Origin of the sequence: Paractinoplanes atraurantiacus (assembly GCF_900215205.1) — a bacterium.
GTDB lineage: Bacteria > Actinomycetota > Actinomycetes > Mycobacteriales > Micromonosporaceae > Actinoplanes > Actinoplanes atraurantiacus.
In genome coordinates this window covers 168,609-186,933 of record NZ_OBDY01000005.1, presented here as the reverse complement: position 1 = coordinate 186,933, position 18,325 = coordinate 168,609, and the positions used below count along the sequence as shown (strand labels likewise).

Below are 18,325 nucleotides of genomic sequence, written 5' to 3'. Positions count from 1 at the left end.
GGCTGCGCCAAAGACAAGGGGGCCGGGTGATCGGCAGTCTTTCGGCACACGCAGCACGTGGAGGCACTATGAAGGCTTTGCGATGCGCGGCCGCGGCCGGGGCTGTGGTGCTCCTGGCCGCCTGCGGTGATGACGGCGGCGGGGCGAGCGGGGGCCGGCCGGTCGACGGCAAGACGTTCACGATGGCGGTGCCGGGTGACCCCGGCAACCTCGATCCGCATTTCACTTCCCTGTCGGTCACCGGGCAGGTCGACCGGTTCCTCTACGACTCGCTGCTCGGCTTCGAACCGGACGGCAAGACCCGCCCGGGGCTGGCCGCGACGTGGGAGTCGACCGGCACGACCGCCAAGTTCACCCTTCGCAAGGACATCACCTGCGCCGACGGGACGCCGCTGACCGCGACCACGGTGGCCGCGAACATCGCGTTCGTGGGCGACCCCAAGAACTCGTCGACCCGGATCGGCCTCTACGTGCCGGCCGGGGTCAAGGCCACCGCCGACGACGCGGCCGGCACGGTCAGCGTCACCTCGCCCACCGCGGACGCCTTCCTCGATCGCAACCTCGGCGCCCTGCCGATCGTCTGCGCCAAGGGGATGGCCGACCGCGCGAAGCTCAAGCAGTCCTCCGACGGCACCGGGCTCTACACGGTGAGCGAGGCCGTTCCCGACGACCACTACACGCTGGCCCGGCGCAAGGACGTGACCGGTCCCGTGGGCCTGCCGGAGAAGGTGGTCATCCGGGTCATCACCAACGAGACCACCACGGCCAACCTGGTGCTGTCGGGCGAGGTGAACGCGGCCCGCTTCACCGGCCCCGACAGCCAGCGGCTGCAGGGGGACGGATTCCTCAAGCGCGACGTGCTGGCGCCGACCGGTGAGCTCTGGTTCAACCAGAAGAAGGGCCTGCCCACGGCCGATCCGGCCGTCCGCACGGCGCTCGTGCAATCGCTCGACCTGAAGCAGATGCAGCAGGTCTTCACCAGCGGCCGCGGCGCCGCACCGACCGGCCTGGTCGCGCCGGCCAACACCCCGTGCAAGGGCGACAACGTGACCGGCAACGTGCCGGGCCTCGACGCGGCGGCGGGTAAGGCGGTGCTGTCTGCGAAGAGCCCGAAGCTCACCGTGGTGTGGGGCGCCACCGGCGGCGCGGGCGCGCAGGCCGCCGCCGAGCTGCTGCAGCAGCAGTGGCAGGCCGCGGGGGTGCGGGTCGAGCTGAAGTCGGTCACCACCACGCAGGTCGGCCAGATCGCGGCCGGGCAGCTCGCCTGGGACGTGGCGATGTTCCCGATCGGTGTGACGCTGCCGAGCCAGCTGGTGCCGTTCCTGTCCGGGCCGACCCCGCCGGACGGCGCCAACTTCGCGGCGTTCGACAACAAGGCGTACGCCGAAGCCGTGGCCGCCGCTCAGAAACTGACCGGGGACAGCGGCTGCCCGCAGTGGGACGCGGCCGAGAAGGCCGTCATCAAGAACCTGGATCTGGTGCCGTTCGCCAACTCCAACCTGCCGGTCGTCGCCCGCGGGGCCGAGCTGGAGCTGACCGAGGGCGACATCGACCCGGCGTCGATCCGCATGCTGGGCTGAGCCCGTGGACGCCACGTGGGTGCGATTCGGCGTACGCCGGACGGGGCGGCTGGTCCTGTCGGTCTGGGTGCTGGTGACCGCGGCCTTCCTGATGATCCACGTGCTGCCGGGCGATCCGGTGCGCGCCTCGCTCGGCCCCACCGCCCCGCTCTCGCTGATCGAGCAGCGGCGCGCGGCGATGGGGCTCGACGACCCGCTGTGGCTGCAGTACGTGCACTATCTGGGCCACCTGGTCACCGGCGACCTGGGCGTGTCGATGACGTCCGGTCTGCCGGTGGACGAGGTGATCTCGTCGCGGCTCGGCTCCACGGTCGAGATGGCTCTGCTGGCCTTCGCGGTGGCCGTGTTGATCTCGGTGCCGCTCGGCACGATCATGGCCGTTCTGGCCCGGAGCAACAAAAACCGCGACTGGGCCCTCACCTCGGCCGGCGTCGTGGTCGCGACCATCCCCGAGTTCCTGATGGCGGTCGGGCTGGTCTTCGTCTTCAGCGTCCAACTCGGATGGACGCCGGTCGCCGGGCGGTCGGGCCCGTCGTCGTACATCCTGCCGGTCCTGGCCCTGGCCATCGGCCCCGCCTTCATGCTGGCCCGCATCATCCGGGTGGAACTGCTTTCGGTGCTTCAAGCCGATTACATCCGTACGGCGAGAGCCAAGCGCCTGCGGCCGGCGGCCGTCTACCTGCGGCACGCGCTGCCGAACGCTCTGACGGCCACCCTGACCGTCGGCGGCCTCCTGCTCGGCGCGCTGGTCGCCGGCACCGTGCTGATCGAGAACATCTTCGCCTGGCCCGGACTGGGCGGCACGATCGTCCAGTCGATCCTGGCCAAGGACTATCCGACGGTCCAGGGCGTGGTGCTGGTGTACGGGGCCGGCGTGCTCCTGATCAACCTGGTGGTGGACGTGGCTCTGGCCGTGCTCGATCCGCGCTCGGCGATCCGGGAGAGCTGATGGCGTATCTGAAGAGGCCCCTGGGCATCAGCGCCGCGGTGCTGCTGGTCCTGGTGCTGGGGCTGGCCCTGGTGGCGCCGTTGCTGTGGCAGGAGCGGGCTGACGCCGTACACCCGAATGAGATCTTGCTTGGTCCCTCTTCCGCGCACCCGGTCGGCACCGATCTGCTGGGGCGCGACATCCTGGCCCGGGTGCTGGTCGCGACGCGGCTGTCGGTGGGGCTGGCGCTGCTGGCGACCGCGATCGGGGTGGGCGTGGGGCTGCTGCTCGGGACCGCGCCGACGCTGCTCGGGCGTCGGGTGGGGCGGTGGATCACGGCGGTCATCAACATCGCGGTGGCCTTTCCGACGCTGCTGCTGGCGCTCTTCTTCGCGGTGATCTTCGGGGTGGGCGCGAAGGGGGCGGTGCTGGCGATCGGCTTCGCGACGGCGCCGGCGTTCGCCCGGCTGACGCAGACGCTGGCCGCGACCATCTCGGGACGGGACTTCATCGCGGCGGCCCGGGTGGCCGGAGTCGGTCGCATGCGCATTCTGCTGCGGCACGTGCTGCCCAACATCGCCGAGCCGCTCGTGGTGTCGGCGACGATGGCGGCCGGGAGCGCCCTGCTGGCCTTTGCGAGCCTGTCGTTCCTCGGCCTCGGTGTTCAGGCGCCCGGTTACGACTGGGGGCGGTTGCTCGGCGAGGGCTTGGCGCAGATCTACATTCATCCGGCGGGGGCGCTGGCCGCTGGGGTGGCCGTCATCGTCGCGGCCATGGCGTTCAACCTGACCGGCGAGGCAGTGGCGCGCGGTCTTGTCATGATAAATCCTGACAAACCACGCAGCGCGCTTGTCGGTAAGGCGGAGCCGCTGCCCGGCGGGGGCCTGCTCCACGTGGAGAACCTGCGGGTGAGCTACGGCGACGTGACGCCGGTCCGCGGGGTGAGCTTGACCGTGGGCGCGGGCGAGGCGGTCGGTATCGTCGGCGAATCCGGCTCGGGCAAGAGCCTGACCGCCCTGGCCATCGCCCAACTGATCGAATCGCCGGGCCGGGTCGACGCCGACCGGATCGAGTTCCTCGGCGAGGACCTGCGCCACGGCGACCACCGCAAGCTGCTCGGCACGTCGCTGGCCATGGTCTTCCAGGATCCGATGACCTCGCTCAACCCCACCCACAAAGTGGGCCGCCAGCTGGCCGAGGTGGCCCGCGAACACCAGGGGGCCACCCGGCGCGCCGCCTGGCGCCGGGCCGTCGATCGGCTGGCGGCCGTACGGATCCCGGACGCCGAGCGCCGCGCCCGTCAGCTGCCGCACGAGTTCTCCGGCGGCATGCGGCAGCGGGCCATGATCGGCATGGGCGTGATGGCCAGTCCGCGACTGATCATCGCCGACGAGCCGACCACCGCCCTCGACGTGACCGTGCAGCGCCGGGTGCTGGAGCTGCTGGCCGACGTCCGCGCCGCCGAGGGGGCCGCGCTGCTGTTCATCAGCCACGACGTGACCGTGGTGGGCCAGGTCTGCGACCGGGTGCTCGTCATGTACGCCGGGCGGGTGGTCGAGGACCTGCCCACGGCCTCGCTCGCCGGGGGCGCGCTCCATCCGTACACCCAAGCCCTGGTCTCTGCCGTTCCCTCCATGACCACCGACCGGGACCGTCCGCTCGCGGTGATCCCCGGGCGCCCGCCGGATCCGCACGCGTTGCCGGCCGGATGCGCCTACGCCCCGCGCTGCCCCCTCGCGACCGAGCGGTGTCTCGACGAGGACCCCACCTTGACCGTTCATGACGACGGCCGCCGCGTCGCCTGCTGGCACGCCGAAGCCCATCTGGAAGGAGCAGCATCGTGACACAGTGGACCGAGCGTCTGGCCGAGCTCGCCTCGCGCCACGACGTGCCGGGCGCGACCCTCGGCATTTCTCAGGGCGACGAGCAGATCGAGGCCGCGTACGGGGTTCTCAACCTCCGCACCGGCGTGGAGGTGACCACCGAGTCGCTGTTCCAGATCGGCTCGATCACCAAGGTCTGGACGGCCACCCTGGTCATGCAGCTGGTCGAGGAAGGCAAGATCCAGCTGGACGCCCCGCTCGTCGAGGTGATGCCCGAGCTGCGCCTGCGCGATCCCAAGGTGACCATGCGCCACCTGCTGACCCACACCAGCGGCATCGACGGCGACGTCTTCACCGACACCGGGCGCGGCGACGACTGCCTGGAGAAGTACGCGGCCGGGCTCTCCGAGGCGGCGCAGAACCACCCGCTGGACGCGACGTGGTCGTACTGCAACTCGGGTTTCTCCCTGGCCGGCCGGGTCGTCGAGAAGCTGACCGGCGGCACCTGGGACGCGGCCCTGCGCGAGCGGATCATCACGCCGCTCGGGCTCGAGCACACCGTGACCCTGCCCGAGGAGGCGCTGATGCACCGCGCCGCCGTCGGCCACGTCACCGACGACGGGAAGCAGGTGCTGGCGCCGGTCTGGGGCATTCCGCGCTCGGCCGGACCGGCCGGCGCGATCGTCTCCACCGTGGGTGACGTGCTGCGGTTCGCGCTGTCCGGGATGCACCCCGAGATGGCCGAGCATCAGGTCGACCTGCCGGACACGCACCTGCTGGGCGACTCGTGGGGCCTCGGGTGGGAGCGCCTGAACTGGGGCGGCCACCGCCTGATCGGGCACGACGGCAACACCATCGGGCAGGCGTCGTTCCTGCGCGTCCTGCCCTCACAGGGCCTCGCGGTCACGTTGCTGACCAACGGCGGCAACGGGGCCAAACTGTACGAGGAGCTGTTCCGGGAGATCTTCGACGAGTTGGCCGGGGTGCCGGTGCCGCATCCGCTCGGACCGCCCGCGACGCCCGTCGAGGTGGACATCGCGCCCTATGTGGGGGTCTACGAGCGGGCCAGCATCCGCCAGGAGGTGCTGCCCGAAGGCGTACTGCGGGTGAGTGTGACCGGGCCGATGGCCGAAGTGCTCCAGGAAAAGCCGGTCGACTACCGGATGGTCGCCGTGGAGCCGGACCTGTTCGTCTGCCAGGACCCGGAGACCGGCAACTGGATCCCGGCCACCTTCTACGAGCTGCCCACCGGCGAGCCGTACATGCACTTCGGCGCCCGGGCCACCCCGCGATGCGTTCGCTGACCTTCGAGGAGGTGACCGTCCGTTTCGGCTCCCGCCGGCACGGCACGGTCGCCGTCGACCGCGTCGACCTGGCGGTGCCGGCCGGCCAGGTCGTCGGCCTGGTCGGCGAATCCGGCTCGGGCAAGTCGACGCTGGCCCGGGCCGCGGTCGGGCTCGTCCCGCTCACCAGCGGGCGGATCCATCCGCACCCGCGCGGAGGCGGGCCGGTGCAGATGGTCTTCCAGGACCCGTACTCGGCGCTCGACCCCCGCATGACCATCGGGGCCTCGATCGCCGAGGTCGCCCGGGGCCGTACGGACGTCGCTCAGTTCCTCGAAATGGTCGGCCTCCCGGCGGAACGGGCCGGCGTCCGGCCCGGCGCGCTCTCCGGCGGTCAACGGCAGCGGGTGGCGCTGGCCCGCGCCCTGGCCGGCCGCCCCGAGGTGATCGTGGCCGACGAGATCACGTCGGCCCTCGACGTCTCCATTCAGGGCGCCGTCCTCAACATGGTCCGCGACCTGCAACGGCGGATGGGCCTCACGATGCTGTTCATCTCGCACAACCTGGCCGTGGTCCGCTACGTCAGCGACATCGTCGCCGTCATGCGCCAGGGCAAAATCGTCGAGTACGGCCCGGTCTCGCTGCTGGACGAGCCTCAGCACGAATACACGCGAGAGCTGCTGGATGCTGTCCCCCGCCCCTAGGCTGGCCGGCATGAGCCAGCTGCCGCGCGCCAGCCTGGGCCGGGTCCTCGACGACCTCGGCGCCACGCTGCTCGACCTGGTGCACGGCGACGTGAGCTCACCCGAGCCGATCGCCGGCATCGCCATCCACGACCCGTTCGACGAGCCGCATCTGCCCACGCCGGCGCTGGTGCTGGGGGTGGGCCTGCACTCCTCCGAACAGATCGCGGCTCTCCTGCGCTCCCTGGGTGGTCACGCCGCTTTGGTCGTACGGGCCCCGGTCGCGGCCACCGACGAGGTCCGCGCCGCCGCCGACGAGTCCGGGGTGGCACTGCTGGCCCTGACCCGCGGCGCTTCCTGGGCGCAGTTGGCGGCTCTGCTGCGCTCGATGCTCAGCCAGGGCGACGTGGGCGGCCCGGAAACCCTCGGCGGCCTGCCCTCGGGTGATCTGTTCGCCCTGGCCAACGCGGTGGCCGCCCTGGTCGACGCCCCGGTGACGATCGAAGACCCCGACTCGCGGGTGCTGGCCTTCTCGGGCCGCCAGGAGGAAGCCGACGAGTCCCGGGTGGAGACCATCCTGGGCCGCCAGGTCCCGGAACGTTTCGCCCGCCTGCTCACCGTCGCCGGCGTACACCGGGATCTGCACCGAAGCTCAGAACCGGTTTACGTGACCCCGCCGTCCAGCGGCGCCGATGACTTCTCGGTGCCCCGGGCCGCCGTGGCCGTCCGAGCGGGCGACGAGTTCCTGGGCTCGATCTGGGCGGCGGTGCGCGAGCCGCTGACCCCCGACCGCGCGCGGGCGTTCAGCGACGCCGCCAAACTGGTCGCCCTGCACCTGCTGCGCCTGCGGGCGGGCGCGGACGTCGAGCGCCGCCTGCGCACAGAACTGGTGGGCACGGCGCTGGAAGGCGGATCCGGCGCCCGGGAATCCCTGGCCCGCCTGGGCCTGGCCGACCAGCCGTTGGTGGTGCTGGCGCTGGCCCCGGCCGCGGTGGAGTCGGCCGCCGACCGTTCCGGCCTGGCCGCCGACCGCCAGCGCCTGACCGACGCGCTGGCCATGCACTTGAGCGCGGTCCACGCGGGAAGCGCGGTGGCCCTGCTCGGCGACGTGGCGTACGGCCTGCTGCCGGCGGTGACGGAGGAGCGCGCGGTCCGGGTGGCCACCGAGTTCCTGGACCGGGTCGGCGACCGGGTGCCGGCCCTGGTCGGCGTGAGCCCATCGGCCGCAACCGTGGCTACGCTTTCCGCGGCTCGGGCCAGTGCTGACCGCGCTCTGCGGGTGCTGCACTCCGGTTGCGGCCGCCGGGTGGCCCGCCTGAGCGACGTCTACACGGCAGCGATAGTCCTGGAGATGCGCGACTCGGTAGCCGCCCGAGGCGACACCCCGAGCGGCCCCCTGGCCAAGCTGATGGCGTACGACGCCGAACACAACGCCGACCTGGTAGAAACGCTGGCCGCCTGGCTGAACGCCTTCGGCGACGCGGTGGCCGCCGCAGCCGCCCTGCACGTACACCCGAACACGTTCCGCTACCGCTTGCGCCGCCTCTCCGAGGTAGGCGACCTGGACTTGACCGACCCGGAGTCCCGCTTCGGCGCCATGCTCCAGCTACGCCTGTTCCCCAGCTGAGGGCGGTCGAGCTTGATCAGGGTCGATAGCATCCCCGCATGTCCGACTACCGGGACGCGCGAGTCGCCTATACCTCGGAACGCGATGCCCTGAACGGTTTTCTCGATTCTCAGCGCAAGATGCTGATCGAGACGCTCGACGGTCTCGACGATGCCGCGGCCCGGACGGCGCCGAGCGCCAGCTCGTTGTCGCTGCTGGGGCTGATCAAGCACGCGGCCACCTGGGAGCGCCGCTGGTTTCAGGTCGTCATGGCCGGGCGCGACCTCCCCGAGAATTGGCCGGCCGTCATGCCCGACCCCTACGACGCCGACATGCAGGTCGACGAGAGCGACACCGTGGACCACTGGGTCGCGTACTACCGCGAGCAGATCGAGGAGTCCCGGGCCATCGTCGCGTCGATGGACCTCGACAGCCCGTGCGCGCGGAAAGACATCATCGACTGCAACGTGCGCTACGTCCTCTTTCACATGATCGAGGAGACCGCCCGCCACGGCGGCCACGCCGACATCATCCGCGAATCCCTCGACGGCACCCGCCAAGGCTGAGCAGCCGATTCTTTGCTCAGCCCCGCTGACCGGGGGAGCCGACCTCCTGCTCAGTCCATTCCAGATGCCCGGCCGCGTCCACCGTCGCCCGACATGTCGAGGCGTCCACCGTGTGACCGGCGAAGTGCTGTAAGCGACGTTCGGCGTAGGCCACGAGGGCCGGCCGGCCATGAACGAGCGCGTCGCGGACGTCGGTGAGCATGTCGGTGAGGCTCTCCCAGTAGACGCCGTCGTCCCACGCCGATTCGTGGTCATCCCGTCCGCCAGCTGCCACCATCGCCGCAGATCGGCCGGAAGGGGCCTTCCCAACGCGGCGGCGAGCGACGACAGCGACTCGTCGGTGGCCGGTGGGCGGAGGTGAGCCGCGGTTGCCGGCGCATGGCCGCGAAGCCAATCGACGATGGTGTGCCAAAGGTCCTCAACCTCGTCAACCATGATTCCATCCTGCCTTCGCGACCAGCCTGACGTCCGGTGAAGCGCGCGGAGTGCCGGCGGTGACGCGGGGGTGACGCTCGGGCCGCGCCGGTGCGACGGTGATGGTGGGATTGTGGGCTTCGGATGCCTGCTCCTGTGAAGGTTCGCGCGCCACGGCCGGCGGTTGCCCCGGCCGTGCAGTCGGCGCTGGACAACGGCCGGGCGCCGAGTGGGCGGGAAGGGACCACCGCGGATGTCGTCCAGGCCCGGGCGCTCGCCGGTAACGCGGCCGTGTCGGTGGCGATGGGCGGTGGGGCGCCGGTTCCGGGGAGCTGGCCGGGGCAGATGCTGCTGGCCGCCCAGAACCTGATCGGTAACCAGGCCGTGGCAACGCACGGCGGCACACTGCCCGCGACAAACGCGCCCGCGGCAGGCACTCCTGCGACGGGCGGTCAGGCGGCGGGCATTCCTGGGACGGGAAAGGTGGCGCCGCGGCCTGTGGTCAAGGCGGTTCCGCCGGCCGCGGCCAAGCCGGAGCAGAAGGACCAAGGAGCGGTCTCGGCCGAAGGGCCGGACAAGGGTGCGGCGAAGAAAGAGGCGGCCGGTCCGCGTACGCCCGGGAGCGATCCGAAATTCCAGGTGCTGCGCAAAGACGTACGGGCGAAGAAGCGCCGTATCGCCTCCAGCCATCCGCCGCCGAAGGCCGAGGCGGGGGCGGCTCAGGCCGCCTCGGTGCCGCCCAGTGACGATCGGGAGGCCCGCGGCAAAGCGGCGCACGCCGAGGACATGGACGCCGCTCAACCCAAAGAGTTCAACAAAGCCGATTTTGTACGGGCGGTGGAGGACGCCGTCGCGAAACGGGCCCCCAAGAACCTCGACGAGGCGGACAGCTTCGGCGAGTCCGGCAAGGCCGACGAGGTGAAGAAGGAGGTGCAGGGCAAGGTCGGCGAAGGTAAGGAGGCCTCGGCCAAGGAGATCGCCGACACGACCCACGCGACGCCCGCGCCGGCGCCGGACGAGAAGACGGTCGTGCCGCTGGCCGCGGACAAGGTGCCGGGGCGGCCGGGTACGCCCGATCCGGGCCTGGCCGCGCCGGATCCGCTGCCGGCCTCGGCGACCGACATGTCGGCCGGGCCGGCCCGGGTCGACCGGCAGATGGCCGACGCCAAGGTCACCGAGGAGCAGTTGTCGTTCGACAACGCCCGCGAACCCGGGTTCGACAAGGCGGTCCAGGACAAGAAGACGATGGAAGCCCATTCGGAGACGGCGCCGGGCCAACTCCGTACGGGAGAAGCCCAGGAAATCAAAGACGTCAAGAAGGTGGCGGCCAACCGCGGGGCCGCCGCGATGACCGCCATGCACGGCAGCCGGGTGACGACCGGGAAGAACGTCGGCGCGGGCAAGGTCGCCACCAAAGGCAGCGACGAGGAGAAGCGGATCCAGGTCACCGCGATCCTCCAGGACGTCTTCGACAAGACCAAGGACGACGTCGAGAAGATCCTCAAAGACCTGGACAAGACGGTGGACGACCAGTTCACGCGGGACGAGAAACGGGCCCGGGAACGGTTCACCGCCGAGCACGAGCGGGGGATGGAGGAGTACAAGGACCGGCGTTACTCGGGCGTGCGCGGCAAGGCCCGGTGGGTGAAGGACCTGTTCGCCGACCTGCCCGAAGAGGCGAACCGGATCTACGAGACGGCCAAGGCGCACTACCTGACCGCGATGCGCCAGGTGATCACCGACATCGCCGAGACGATCGAGCGGGAGCTGCGGCGGGCCAAGACCCGCATCGCCACCGGCCGCAAGGAGCTCAAGGCCGCGGTGGACAAGCTTCCGGCGGACCTCAAAGCGATCGGCCGTACGGCGGCGGCGGACTTCGAGGGCAAGTTCGACGAGCTGCGGGACACGGTCGACGACAAGGGCACCGAGCTGGTCGACACGCTGGCCACCAAGTACGCGGACGCGGTGAAGGCGGTCGACGACGAGATCGCGGCCGAGAAGGAGAAGAACAAGGGGCTCGTCTCGAAGGCGGCGGCCGCGATCGGCGGGGTCATCCGTACGATCAAAGAACTGGGAAGTCTGCTCCTCGGCGTCCTGCGCAAGGCGGCGTCCGCGGTGAGCGGGATCCTGAAGGACCCGATCGGTTTCCTGGGCAAGCTGGTCAGCGCGGTCGGCGGCGGTCTGAAGCTGTTCGCCAAGAACGCCGGCCGGCACCTGGAGCAGGGCGTGCTGGCGTGGCTGCTGGGCGTCGGCGGCACGGCCGGCCTGGTCCTGCCGCCGAGCTTCGACATCCTCGGCATCCTCATGATCATCGCGGCCCTGCTGGGCCTGTCCTGGATGAACATCAGGTCGCGGCTGGTCCGCAAGGTTCCCGAGCAGGCGGTGAGCGCGGCCGAGACGGCGGTGCCGCTGGTGGCGGACACGAAGAAGCACGGCGTAAAGGGAATGTGGTCCGACCTGAAGACCAGGGTCGGCGACCTCAAGAAGGACCTGATCAAAAACCTGGTCGGCTACTTGCTGCCGACGATCCTCATAGCGGGCGTCACGTGGATCGTGTCCCTGTTCAACCCGGCCTCGGCCTTCATCCGCGCCTGCAAGATGATCATCGACATCATCCGCTTCGTGGTGACTCAGGGCCGCCAGATCATCGAGTTCGTCAACGCGGTCCTGGACGCGGTCATAGCCATAGCAAAGGGCGGCGCGGGCGGCGTGGCGGCGCTGGTGGAGAACGCTTTGGCCCGCTCGATCCCGGTGCTGATAGGCGCGCTGGCCGCGATCCTGGGCATCGGCGGCATAGCCGGCAAGGTGCGAGAGGCCTTCCAGAAACTGGCCCGCCCGGTGAACCGAGCCATCGACTGGGTGATCGACAAGATCGTCGGCCTGGTGAAGAAGCTGTGGTCCAAGCTCAAGGCGGCGATGGACAAGCGCAAGCGGATGCCGAAGGACCGGGACCCGAAGGACCGGGACCCGAAGACCGGCCGGCCGTCGGAGAAGCGTGCCGAAGACGGAGCGGAGAAGATCAACTGGAAGCTCAGAACATTCCGGCCCAAGGTGATCAAGAAGGCGTTCGCCATGACCTCCGGCGAGACGCACACCCTCAGCGGTGACGCCGGCCGATCCGGCTTGGATTTCAAGCTCGCGAGCCGGTTCGCCGGAGAGGTCAGATCCGTCTATGCGAATCTTCAGCGTGAGGTCAATGAAATCGCCAACCCTGACGACAAGAACGCGGCTCGGACCGAGTTGGCGAAGTTGAAGGGAACTCTCGACGATCTGGAAGCGGCCGAGAAGCGCTGGAAGAGGGAAAAGGCGACGACCCTCAGCCGGGTCAAGGCCAGGGTGGAGAACCGCAAGAAGACGAAGAACGTGCGAAAGCGAGTCAAGACTCAGGCCGAGGCTGATCAGCTGAAGGAAATGTGGATGGCCGAAGCGGAACACCGTCTCTACCGAGACCTCGAGGAGACGCTTGCCACCCAGATCAAGGCATTGAGCAGGATGAAGGGCCTGGAGCAATTCTTCAAGAAGTCAGGTGTCCGTAGGATCCCGCGCGGCTTCGATGTGCGCGAAAGGCTGTACAACTACCGGAGCGGGTGGAAAGCCATGTCGACGAACTGGCGCGCGAAGGAGAAGAAGAGCCTGGTGGACAAGGTCCGTGCCATCCTCCTCAAGGGGTACACCCCGCAGGCCAAGAAAGAGATGGTGCCGCTCGACAAGGCCCGTCAGTTGCCGGAAAGCTGGGGTACGGAATTCGACCAGGGCACGCTGAAGGTCGATCATGTAGCGAAGATCAAGCATGTCGTCGATCATGAGGAGCCACTGGCCACCCATTGGCTCCGTGAAGGACGCGGCTCCGGAGACGACGCCCGCCGGGGCCATAATGTCGACATATCGGGCTGGCGTCTGGTCACGGAGAAGTTCAACACGAGCCGGAAGGCCGACGGCGATCAGTTCAGCGACAATCTCGAACTGAAAGACACGTTCAGCAGCGACATCGCGGACGGCGGCATCCCAAACGCCAAGCGTATCGACGGCAGGCCCCTCCTGGACGAGAACGGAAAGCCGATCATCTGATGAGACTGGGTGAAGATCCATTCGAGGTTCCGCTCACGAATCCCCGACATGTGCGACGTTTGTCGATCAGCCCTGGTGGGAGCGAGGTGGTGGTCGGGCAGAAAGCGTCCGGGCGGCATCGTGCGCTGAGCCGGTGGCAATTGCCTGCCTTCACGCGTCTTCCCGATCCCGATCCGTGCCCTCTGTCGGCCGACCAGGATGTCTGCAACCTGCTTGTACACGGCGACGATGACACCGTGGCGGTGGCCGGGCTGGCCGAGAAGCGCCTCAGCCTGATCGACCTCGGCGCGGGATCGGCTACCACCCCGATCGATGGAGAGGTGGAGTCGGTGGCCATGGCCGGCCGTCTGCTCGCCGTGACCGGGACCGAGGTCAAGATCGTAGATTGGCTGACGGGTGAGTCTGTCTGGCACCCGGACCAGCCAGATCGTCATGAGCCCGACTCACCCACGCCCCTCATCACCCTCCATCCCTCCGGAAAGTCGTTTGCCATCGGTGGATGGGGCAATGCCGTCGTCGAACTGTATTCCCTGAGCGCCGGTGAGGTCACGGCCAGCCTGGCCGGTTCCTCTCCGCGGCTTCGATGGCTAGGCTTCAGCCCTGATGGCCGATATCTACTGGCGATCACTCCCAAGACGGGCGCGGTGACGGTCTGGCGCACCGGTGAAACCGATCCCCACCTGCCCGAGGTCTTCGGATCGATGGACTACACCGCGGCGGCGTTCCACCCAGACGGAGAGCACTGCGCGATGGGAATGTGGTCGGGATACCTCGGCCTACACCGTCTGTCCGATGGCGTAGAGGTCGAGACCAAAGAAGCGCACAGTAGCGGACTGAACGCGCTGGGATTCACGCCCGACGGCAAGACTCTTTTCACCGGTGGTGACGACGGCAAGCTCCTGGCCTGGCAGGTCCTGGACTGAACTCGCGATCAGCGGTCTTGCTTGGGGACCGCAATGGGGATCGCGCGCATCGCGGCGCCGGCGATGGCGGCGTTGCCGACGCGGTCCTGGCCGGCGGTGAAGGTTGAGGCCAGATGTGATGGCAATGTTTTGGAGCTTGCGTCCATTGCTGTCTTGGCGGCCTGGGCGTTGCCGATCACGGCCGGGACCAGGACGAGGGACTTCTTGCCGTGGTCGGCGGCCGCGGCGGTGCGGAGTTCCTGGGCGGTGACCGGGACTGCGGGCCGCTGGCGTGGCGGTGTCAGCTCAAGCATCGGTCGTCCCGTTGTCGGTGAGGAGTGCGGCGTGGCGGCCCAGCTCTGACGGGCGGAACAGGCGTGCCTCTCGCTGGAACTGGCGTGAGACGCCGCGTACGACGTGATGCATGGTGATTGTCGGACTGTCCCTGTCGGCGGCCGTAAGCGCGGCTGTGCGGGCGGCCGCCGTTATGCCGGCACCGGTCATGTCAAGACGGCATAGAGCATCTACGTCCACGTCGGCGGCCAATGGAGCCTCCGGAGGGAATGCCTGTTGCCAGAGGCGGCGGCGCTCGGCGACGCCGGGACGGGGGAAATGGACAACGAAGTGGAAGCGGCGGGTGAACGCGTGGTCGATATTCTCCTTCAAGTTGCTGGTCAGGATGATGAGGCCCTCGCTGGCCTCCAGCCGCTGCAACAGGTAGCCCACCTCCAGGTTGGCGTAGCGGTCGGTTCCCTGCTTCACCTCGCCCCGCTTGCCGAACAGGGCGTCGGCCTCGTCGAACAGCAGGACCGCGTGGCTGTCCTCGGCCTGCTGGAAGACGACCTCCATGTTCTTCTCCGTCTCGCCCACCCACTTCGAGACGACCTGGGCCAGATCGACCTTCAGCAGTTCGAGGCCCAGCATGCCGGTGACGACCTCCGCCGACAGCGTCTTGCCCGTGCCAGGCTCGCCGGTGAACAGCGCCTTCACCCCGCCTGAGGTCGCACGGCGAGCGAAGCCCCAGGATTCGGCTATCCGGGGCCACGCGCGGAACGCGGAGACGATCTCGGTGATCTGATTCAGCTGCGCGTCCGGCAGCACCAGGTCGTCCATGGTTCGGCGCGGGGTGATCGACTGCACGGCGCCGCCGGTGCGGCCCCGGGTCACGATGGCTATCGCGGGCTCGACGTGTCTCCCGATGGGATGCCCGTTCCCGGACAGCCTCGCGTCCGCGCCGGCCACCGCCGCTACCGCGCGCAGCTCGCCGCCGCTCATGCGGTAGCGGACGGCCAGGTCCTCCAGCAGGCCGTGGTCGAGGGCGGGGAACGCGGCCGACCACATCGCCCGCCGTTCGGGGAAGCCGGGTGTGGGCACCGTCAGCTCGGCGTAGGCGCGGGCGGCGAGCAGTGCGGGTGGACGCCACGGTGACACGCCGGTCAGGCACACGGGCACCCGGGACCTCAGGAGGGCCGCGTCGACGGGCGGCACGTCGTCGGTCTCCAGCCACAGCATCGCGTTCAGGGCGGCCGCCGTGCGCAGGTCGGCTTCCACATCCGCCGTCCCGCGGCGCAACGGCAGACCGGCCGCGTGGGCGAGCGCCAGGGCGGCGTCCCTCTGGCTGTCCGGCGGGCAACCCCACACCCCGACCACGTCCACGGCACCCGCTCCAAGGGCATGGCCGAGCCTGGTGAGCCGCTCCGGCGGCGGATATCCCGGCTCTTTCGCCGGCCCGACCACCTCGCCGGGATCGTGGCCGAGCAGGCCCATGTCGCCGCCCCAGCCCAGCAGGAACTCGAACAGGCCGGGGGACAGGGTCAGCTCGACGGGGGCGTCGCCGTGTGGGCGCAGCAGGCCGTATCGGCGCAGGCGGCCGGCCGGTGCCAGGTCCTTCAGGAGGGCCAGCCGGGCCGGTGGTGTCTCCGCGAGCACCGCGACCAGCAGTTCCACGCTGGGCAGGCGGCGGTTCAGGTTGTCGACGATGTACGCGTAGACGCGCTCGTAGCCGGCGTCCAGTGCCGGTGCGGCCACGAGCAGCAGCGCGTCCTGTTCGGGCCGGGACAGGGTGAACCGTCTCGCCAGCATGTCCAAGGGGAGGGTCGCGCCCTCGGCGGCGGCCCGGCGGCGCAGGGCCAGTTCGGGCTCCGGGGCCGGGTGGGGTGGTGGGGGAGGCTCGGTCATCGCGCAGGTGAAGGCGTCGACGCGCTCGAGCAGGGTGGCCACCTGGTCGTCGGTGACGCAGAACGGGGTCAGGTCGGGGCGGGTCAGCGCGGCCGCGGCCTCGGCCTGTCGCCGCACGGCGGCGCGCAAGGCGTGGTGGAGCTCTGCCATGCGCAGGCGGAGGTGTTCCAGCGCGAGATCGGTCATCTCACCCTCCGGAGAAGGTCAAGGAACGACCACCAAGCCAGACCACATGGGGTACGTCGGTCAGCAATCCGTTGCGCCACAGGTCGGCGTGGCGGGGGCCGAGCGGAAGCCGGACCCGAACCACGCGGGGCTCGTAGCGGACTGTGGCCTCCAGGTCGGCGAACCTGGTGAGGGCCAGCACCGGATGTGGGGTCTCCCGGTCGCGCCACAGGGTCCACGCGATCAGGCCCAGGGCCAGCGACGCGGCCAGGGCGGTCGAGCGTTCCAGAGGACCGGCCCGCGCCCGGGGGACCGCGAGCCGGTCCACGAAGAGGGACCGCACCAGTTCGGCGGCGCGCTCGGCGTGGCCGGGGAACGCGGCGGCCAGGGCCGGTGCGGGTGTGCCGTGTGTCCACAGCGGGCTGCGCCACGGCAGGCGGGACAGCGGGTCGCCGCGCAGGGGGCGGGCGTCGGTCAGGACGTCGGCGCCGGCCGTGGCGAGGTCGCGCAGGCATGAGGCGGGGAGCGGGCCGTCGCACACCAGGACCGGCGGGCGGCCGCAGGCGGTCCAGTGGGGGAGCAGACCGGCCACGTCCGGCGCCCACCCGATCGGGAACATGCCCTGCGCGTCGACCAGCAGCAGGCCGCCGTCGACGCCGGTGACCAGTAGCGGGTCGGCCGGGTCGTGGCCCCGGCACAGCGACAGGGCGAGGACGCCGTCCAGGACCGGCAGCGCGGGCTCCACGCGGCCGGCGAATTCGGTCAGGTCCGGGGCTTCGGGCAGGCCGGCGAAGGCGGCGGCCGCGGCATGGTCCTGCGGGGGCCGGCGCCAGCCGCGTTCGGGGGCGCTGAGCACCTTGTAGGCCAGCGCCGCCGCGAACAGCGGTGTCTCGGCGGCCAGCGCGGGGCCGATCGCGTCGAGGTAGCCGGTGCGGGCCAGCGGGCCGGCCAGGAGGAACGGGAGCGCTGGGCCGGCACGGGTCTCGCCGGCGACGAGGGCGGCCACCGGGGCGGCGGCGCCAGGTGCCGCCGCCGGCGTGGCTCGGACGGGATCGGGCGGTGCCGGGGGAGTGCCGGGGACTGCGCTGAGCGCCGCCGTCAGCCCGGCCATGTCGCCGGCGGGCGGCGGTGTCAGGGACCATCGCCGGGTCCCCTCGGTGACCAGAGCGGTGACCACTGTGAGTGATGGTTCTTCACGCAGCGCCGTAAGGAAAGTCCGGAAGGTCTCGTCCGGGAGCAGGGCCAGCAGCGGTGCCAGCTCGTCGCGTACGGCCAATTCTTCGAAAAGCGTGGCCGGACCGGGCGGCAGTGGATCGTCCGTCCCGGACGTTGGTTCGGGCGCTGCCGGGGAAGAGACGGGCCGGGGGGCGGGGAGCGAGCCGGTCGCGGGCTCGATGACCAGGCCGGGCGACGATCCGAGCCGGGCCGTGAGGCGGACCGGCTCGGTGATCTCCAGGTCGGGGCCGTCGCCGGTGAGCGCCTCGCCGAAGTGCTCGGTCAGCAGGTCGGGCAGCGAGTCCAGCACCTGGCGGACCAGGCCCTGCGGGTCGGGGCCCCAGCTCCACCCGCCGCGCCGGACCACCCGCACCTCGCACCGCTGCACGGTGATCATTACTTGGTCACCGCTTCCAGGCGGCCCGCCCAGCCGGACACCAGGACCAGGACGCCGTGAGCGCCGTTCTCGACGGCGATCGGCAGCACCACGGTCGTCTCGCCGGCTTTGATGTCCCCGGAGGTCATTCGGGTGTCGGGCCCCTCCGTCACGAAGGCGACGACGTGGGTGGCGTTGACCTGGTCGAACGTCGGAATCGTGACGGACAGGCCCGCGTCGGTGAAGGACAGCGCGTTCGTCCAGGTGCGCAGGCGCACCAGAGCGGGCTTCGGGGGCTGCTCGACGCCGAACGCCAGCGGGTCGGTCAGGACGAGCGGTTCGTCGTCCGGGAGGTGGGCGGCCAGCTCTCGTACGGGTACCGACACCATCGCCGGCTCGCCGGCGCCGACGGCGACCCGCAACGGGAGCGCGGGGCCGACCAGCGGACCCGCGTCCGCCGCCACGGGCGCGCCGAGCGAGGAGAGCGCGCCCACGACGTGGCCGGTCTCCAGCGCGTACACCACGGAGAGGGTCATCG

Annotated in this window: 14 protein-coding genes; 9 read left to right on the top strand and 5 right to left on the bottom strand. The window is 70.4% G+C overall.

Annotation, left to right across the window (positions count from 1 at the left end; all coding sequences use genetic code 11):
- Positions 1 to 68 precede the first annotated feature (68 nt).
- From CRP55_RS15040 to CRP55_RS15010, 7 genes are read left to right on the top strand one after another with little or no spacing between them, the layout of a single operon-like run.
- A complete protein-coding gene (locus CRP55_RS15040; protein ID WP_097320513.1) occupies positions 69 to 1,580 on the top strand; it encodes an ABC transporter substrate-binding protein in 1,512 nt (503 codons plus the stop codon).
- Between the two features lie 4 nt (positions 1,581 to 1,584).
- Entirely contained in the window at positions 1,585 to 2,529 is a 945-nt protein-coding gene (locus tag CRP55_RS15035) for an ABC transporter permease (protein WP_245923000.1), read from the top strand.
- Complete coding sequence (locus CRP55_RS15030) at positions 2,529 to 4,352, top strand: dipeptide/oligopeptide/nickel ABC transporter permease/ATP-binding protein (protein WP_097320512.1); 1,824 nt, start codon at positions 2,529 to 2,531, stop codon at positions 4,350 to 4,352. Before CRP55_RS15035 ends, CRP55_RS15030 begins: the two co-directional genes overlap by 1 nt.
- A complete protein-coding gene (locus CRP55_RS15025; RefSeq protein WP_245922999.1) occupies positions 4,349 to 5,635 on the top strand; it encodes a serine hydrolase domain-containing protein in 1,287 nt (428 codons plus the stop codon). The genes CRP55_RS15030 and CRP55_RS15025 overlap by 4 nt, the downstream gene beginning before the upstream one ends.
- Positions 5,623 to 6,318, top strand: coding sequence for an ABC transporter ATP-binding protein (locus CRP55_RS15020; RefSeq protein WP_097320510.1), 696 nt, complete (start codon positions 5,623 to 5,625; stop codon positions 6,316 to 6,318). Before CRP55_RS15025 ends, CRP55_RS15020 begins: the two co-directional genes overlap by 13 nt.
- A 10-nt stretch (positions 6,319 to 6,328) precedes the next feature.
- Entirely contained in the window at positions 6,329 to 7,924 is a 1,596-nt protein-coding gene (locus CRP55_RS15015) for a PucR family transcriptional regulator (protein WP_097320739.1), read from the top strand.
- 38 nt (positions 7,925 to 7,962) lie between these two features.
- The gene (locus tag CRP55_RS15010) at positions 7,963 to 8,469 is read left to right on the top strand and encodes a DinB family protein (RefSeq protein ID WP_097320509.1); all 507 of its coding nucleotides are present in this window, start codon (positions 7,963 to 7,965) and stop codon (positions 8,467 to 8,469) included.
- A 16-nt stretch (positions 8,470 to 8,485) separates the two neighbouring features.
- Here CRP55_RS15010 and CRP55_RS15005 read toward each other — a convergent pair whose 3' ends face one another.
- On the bottom strand, positions 8,486 to 8,746 hold the full coding sequence (locus CRP55_RS15005) for a hypothetical protein (protein ID WP_097320508.1): 261 nt from the start codon (positions 8,744 to 8,746) through the stop codon (positions 8,486 to 8,488).
- A gap of 281 nt (positions 8,747 to 9,027) precedes the next feature.
- On the opposite strand from CRP55_RS15005, the gene CRP55_RS15000 reads away from it, so the two are divergent.
- Positions 9,028 to 12,951 carry a hypothetical protein gene (locus CRP55_RS15000; RefSeq protein WP_143234619.1) on the top strand — a complete coding sequence of 1,308 codons (3,924 nt, stop codon included), beginning with the start codon at positions 9,028 to 9,030 and terminating at the stop codon, positions 12,949 to 12,951.
- An 86-nt stretch (positions 12,952 to 13,037) separates the two neighbouring features.
- Positions 13,038 to 13,874 (top strand): WD40 repeat domain-containing protein, encoded by an 837-nt coding sequence (locus tag CRP55_RS14995; protein WP_143234618.1) that lies wholly within the window; start codon positions 13,038 to 13,040, stop codon positions 13,872 to 13,874.
- Between the two features lie 8 nt (positions 13,875 to 13,882).
- Here the strand turns inward: CRP55_RS14995 and CRP55_RS14990 are convergent, their stop codons facing one another.
- From CRP55_RS14990 to CRP55_RS14975, 4 genes are read right to left on the bottom strand one after another with little or no spacing between them, the layout of a single operon-like run.
- The gene (locus tag CRP55_RS14990; protein WP_097320505.1) at positions 13,883 to 14,167 is read right to left on the bottom strand and encodes a hypothetical protein; all 285 of its coding nucleotides are present in this window, start codon (positions 14,165 to 14,167) and stop codon (positions 13,883 to 13,885) included.
- Positions 14,160 to 16,217, bottom strand: coding sequence for an ATP-binding protein (locus CRP55_RS14985; protein ID WP_097320504.1), 2,058 nt, complete (start codon positions 16,215 to 16,217; stop codon positions 14,160 to 14,162). Before CRP55_RS14985 ends, CRP55_RS14990 begins: the two co-directional genes overlap by 8 nt.
- A 1-nt stretch (position 16,218) precedes the next feature.
- Positions 16,219 to 17,808, bottom strand: coding sequence for a hypothetical protein (locus CRP55_RS14980; protein WP_097320503.1), 1,590 nt, complete (start codon positions 17,806 to 17,808; stop codon positions 16,219 to 16,221).
- A complete protein-coding gene (locus tag CRP55_RS14975; protein ID WP_097320502.1) occupies positions 17,808 to 18,323 on the bottom strand; it encodes a hypothetical protein in 516 nt (171 codons plus the stop codon). The genes CRP55_RS14980 and CRP55_RS14975 overlap by 1 nt, the downstream gene beginning before the upstream one ends.
- Positions 18,324 to 18,325 lie beyond the last annotated feature (2 nt).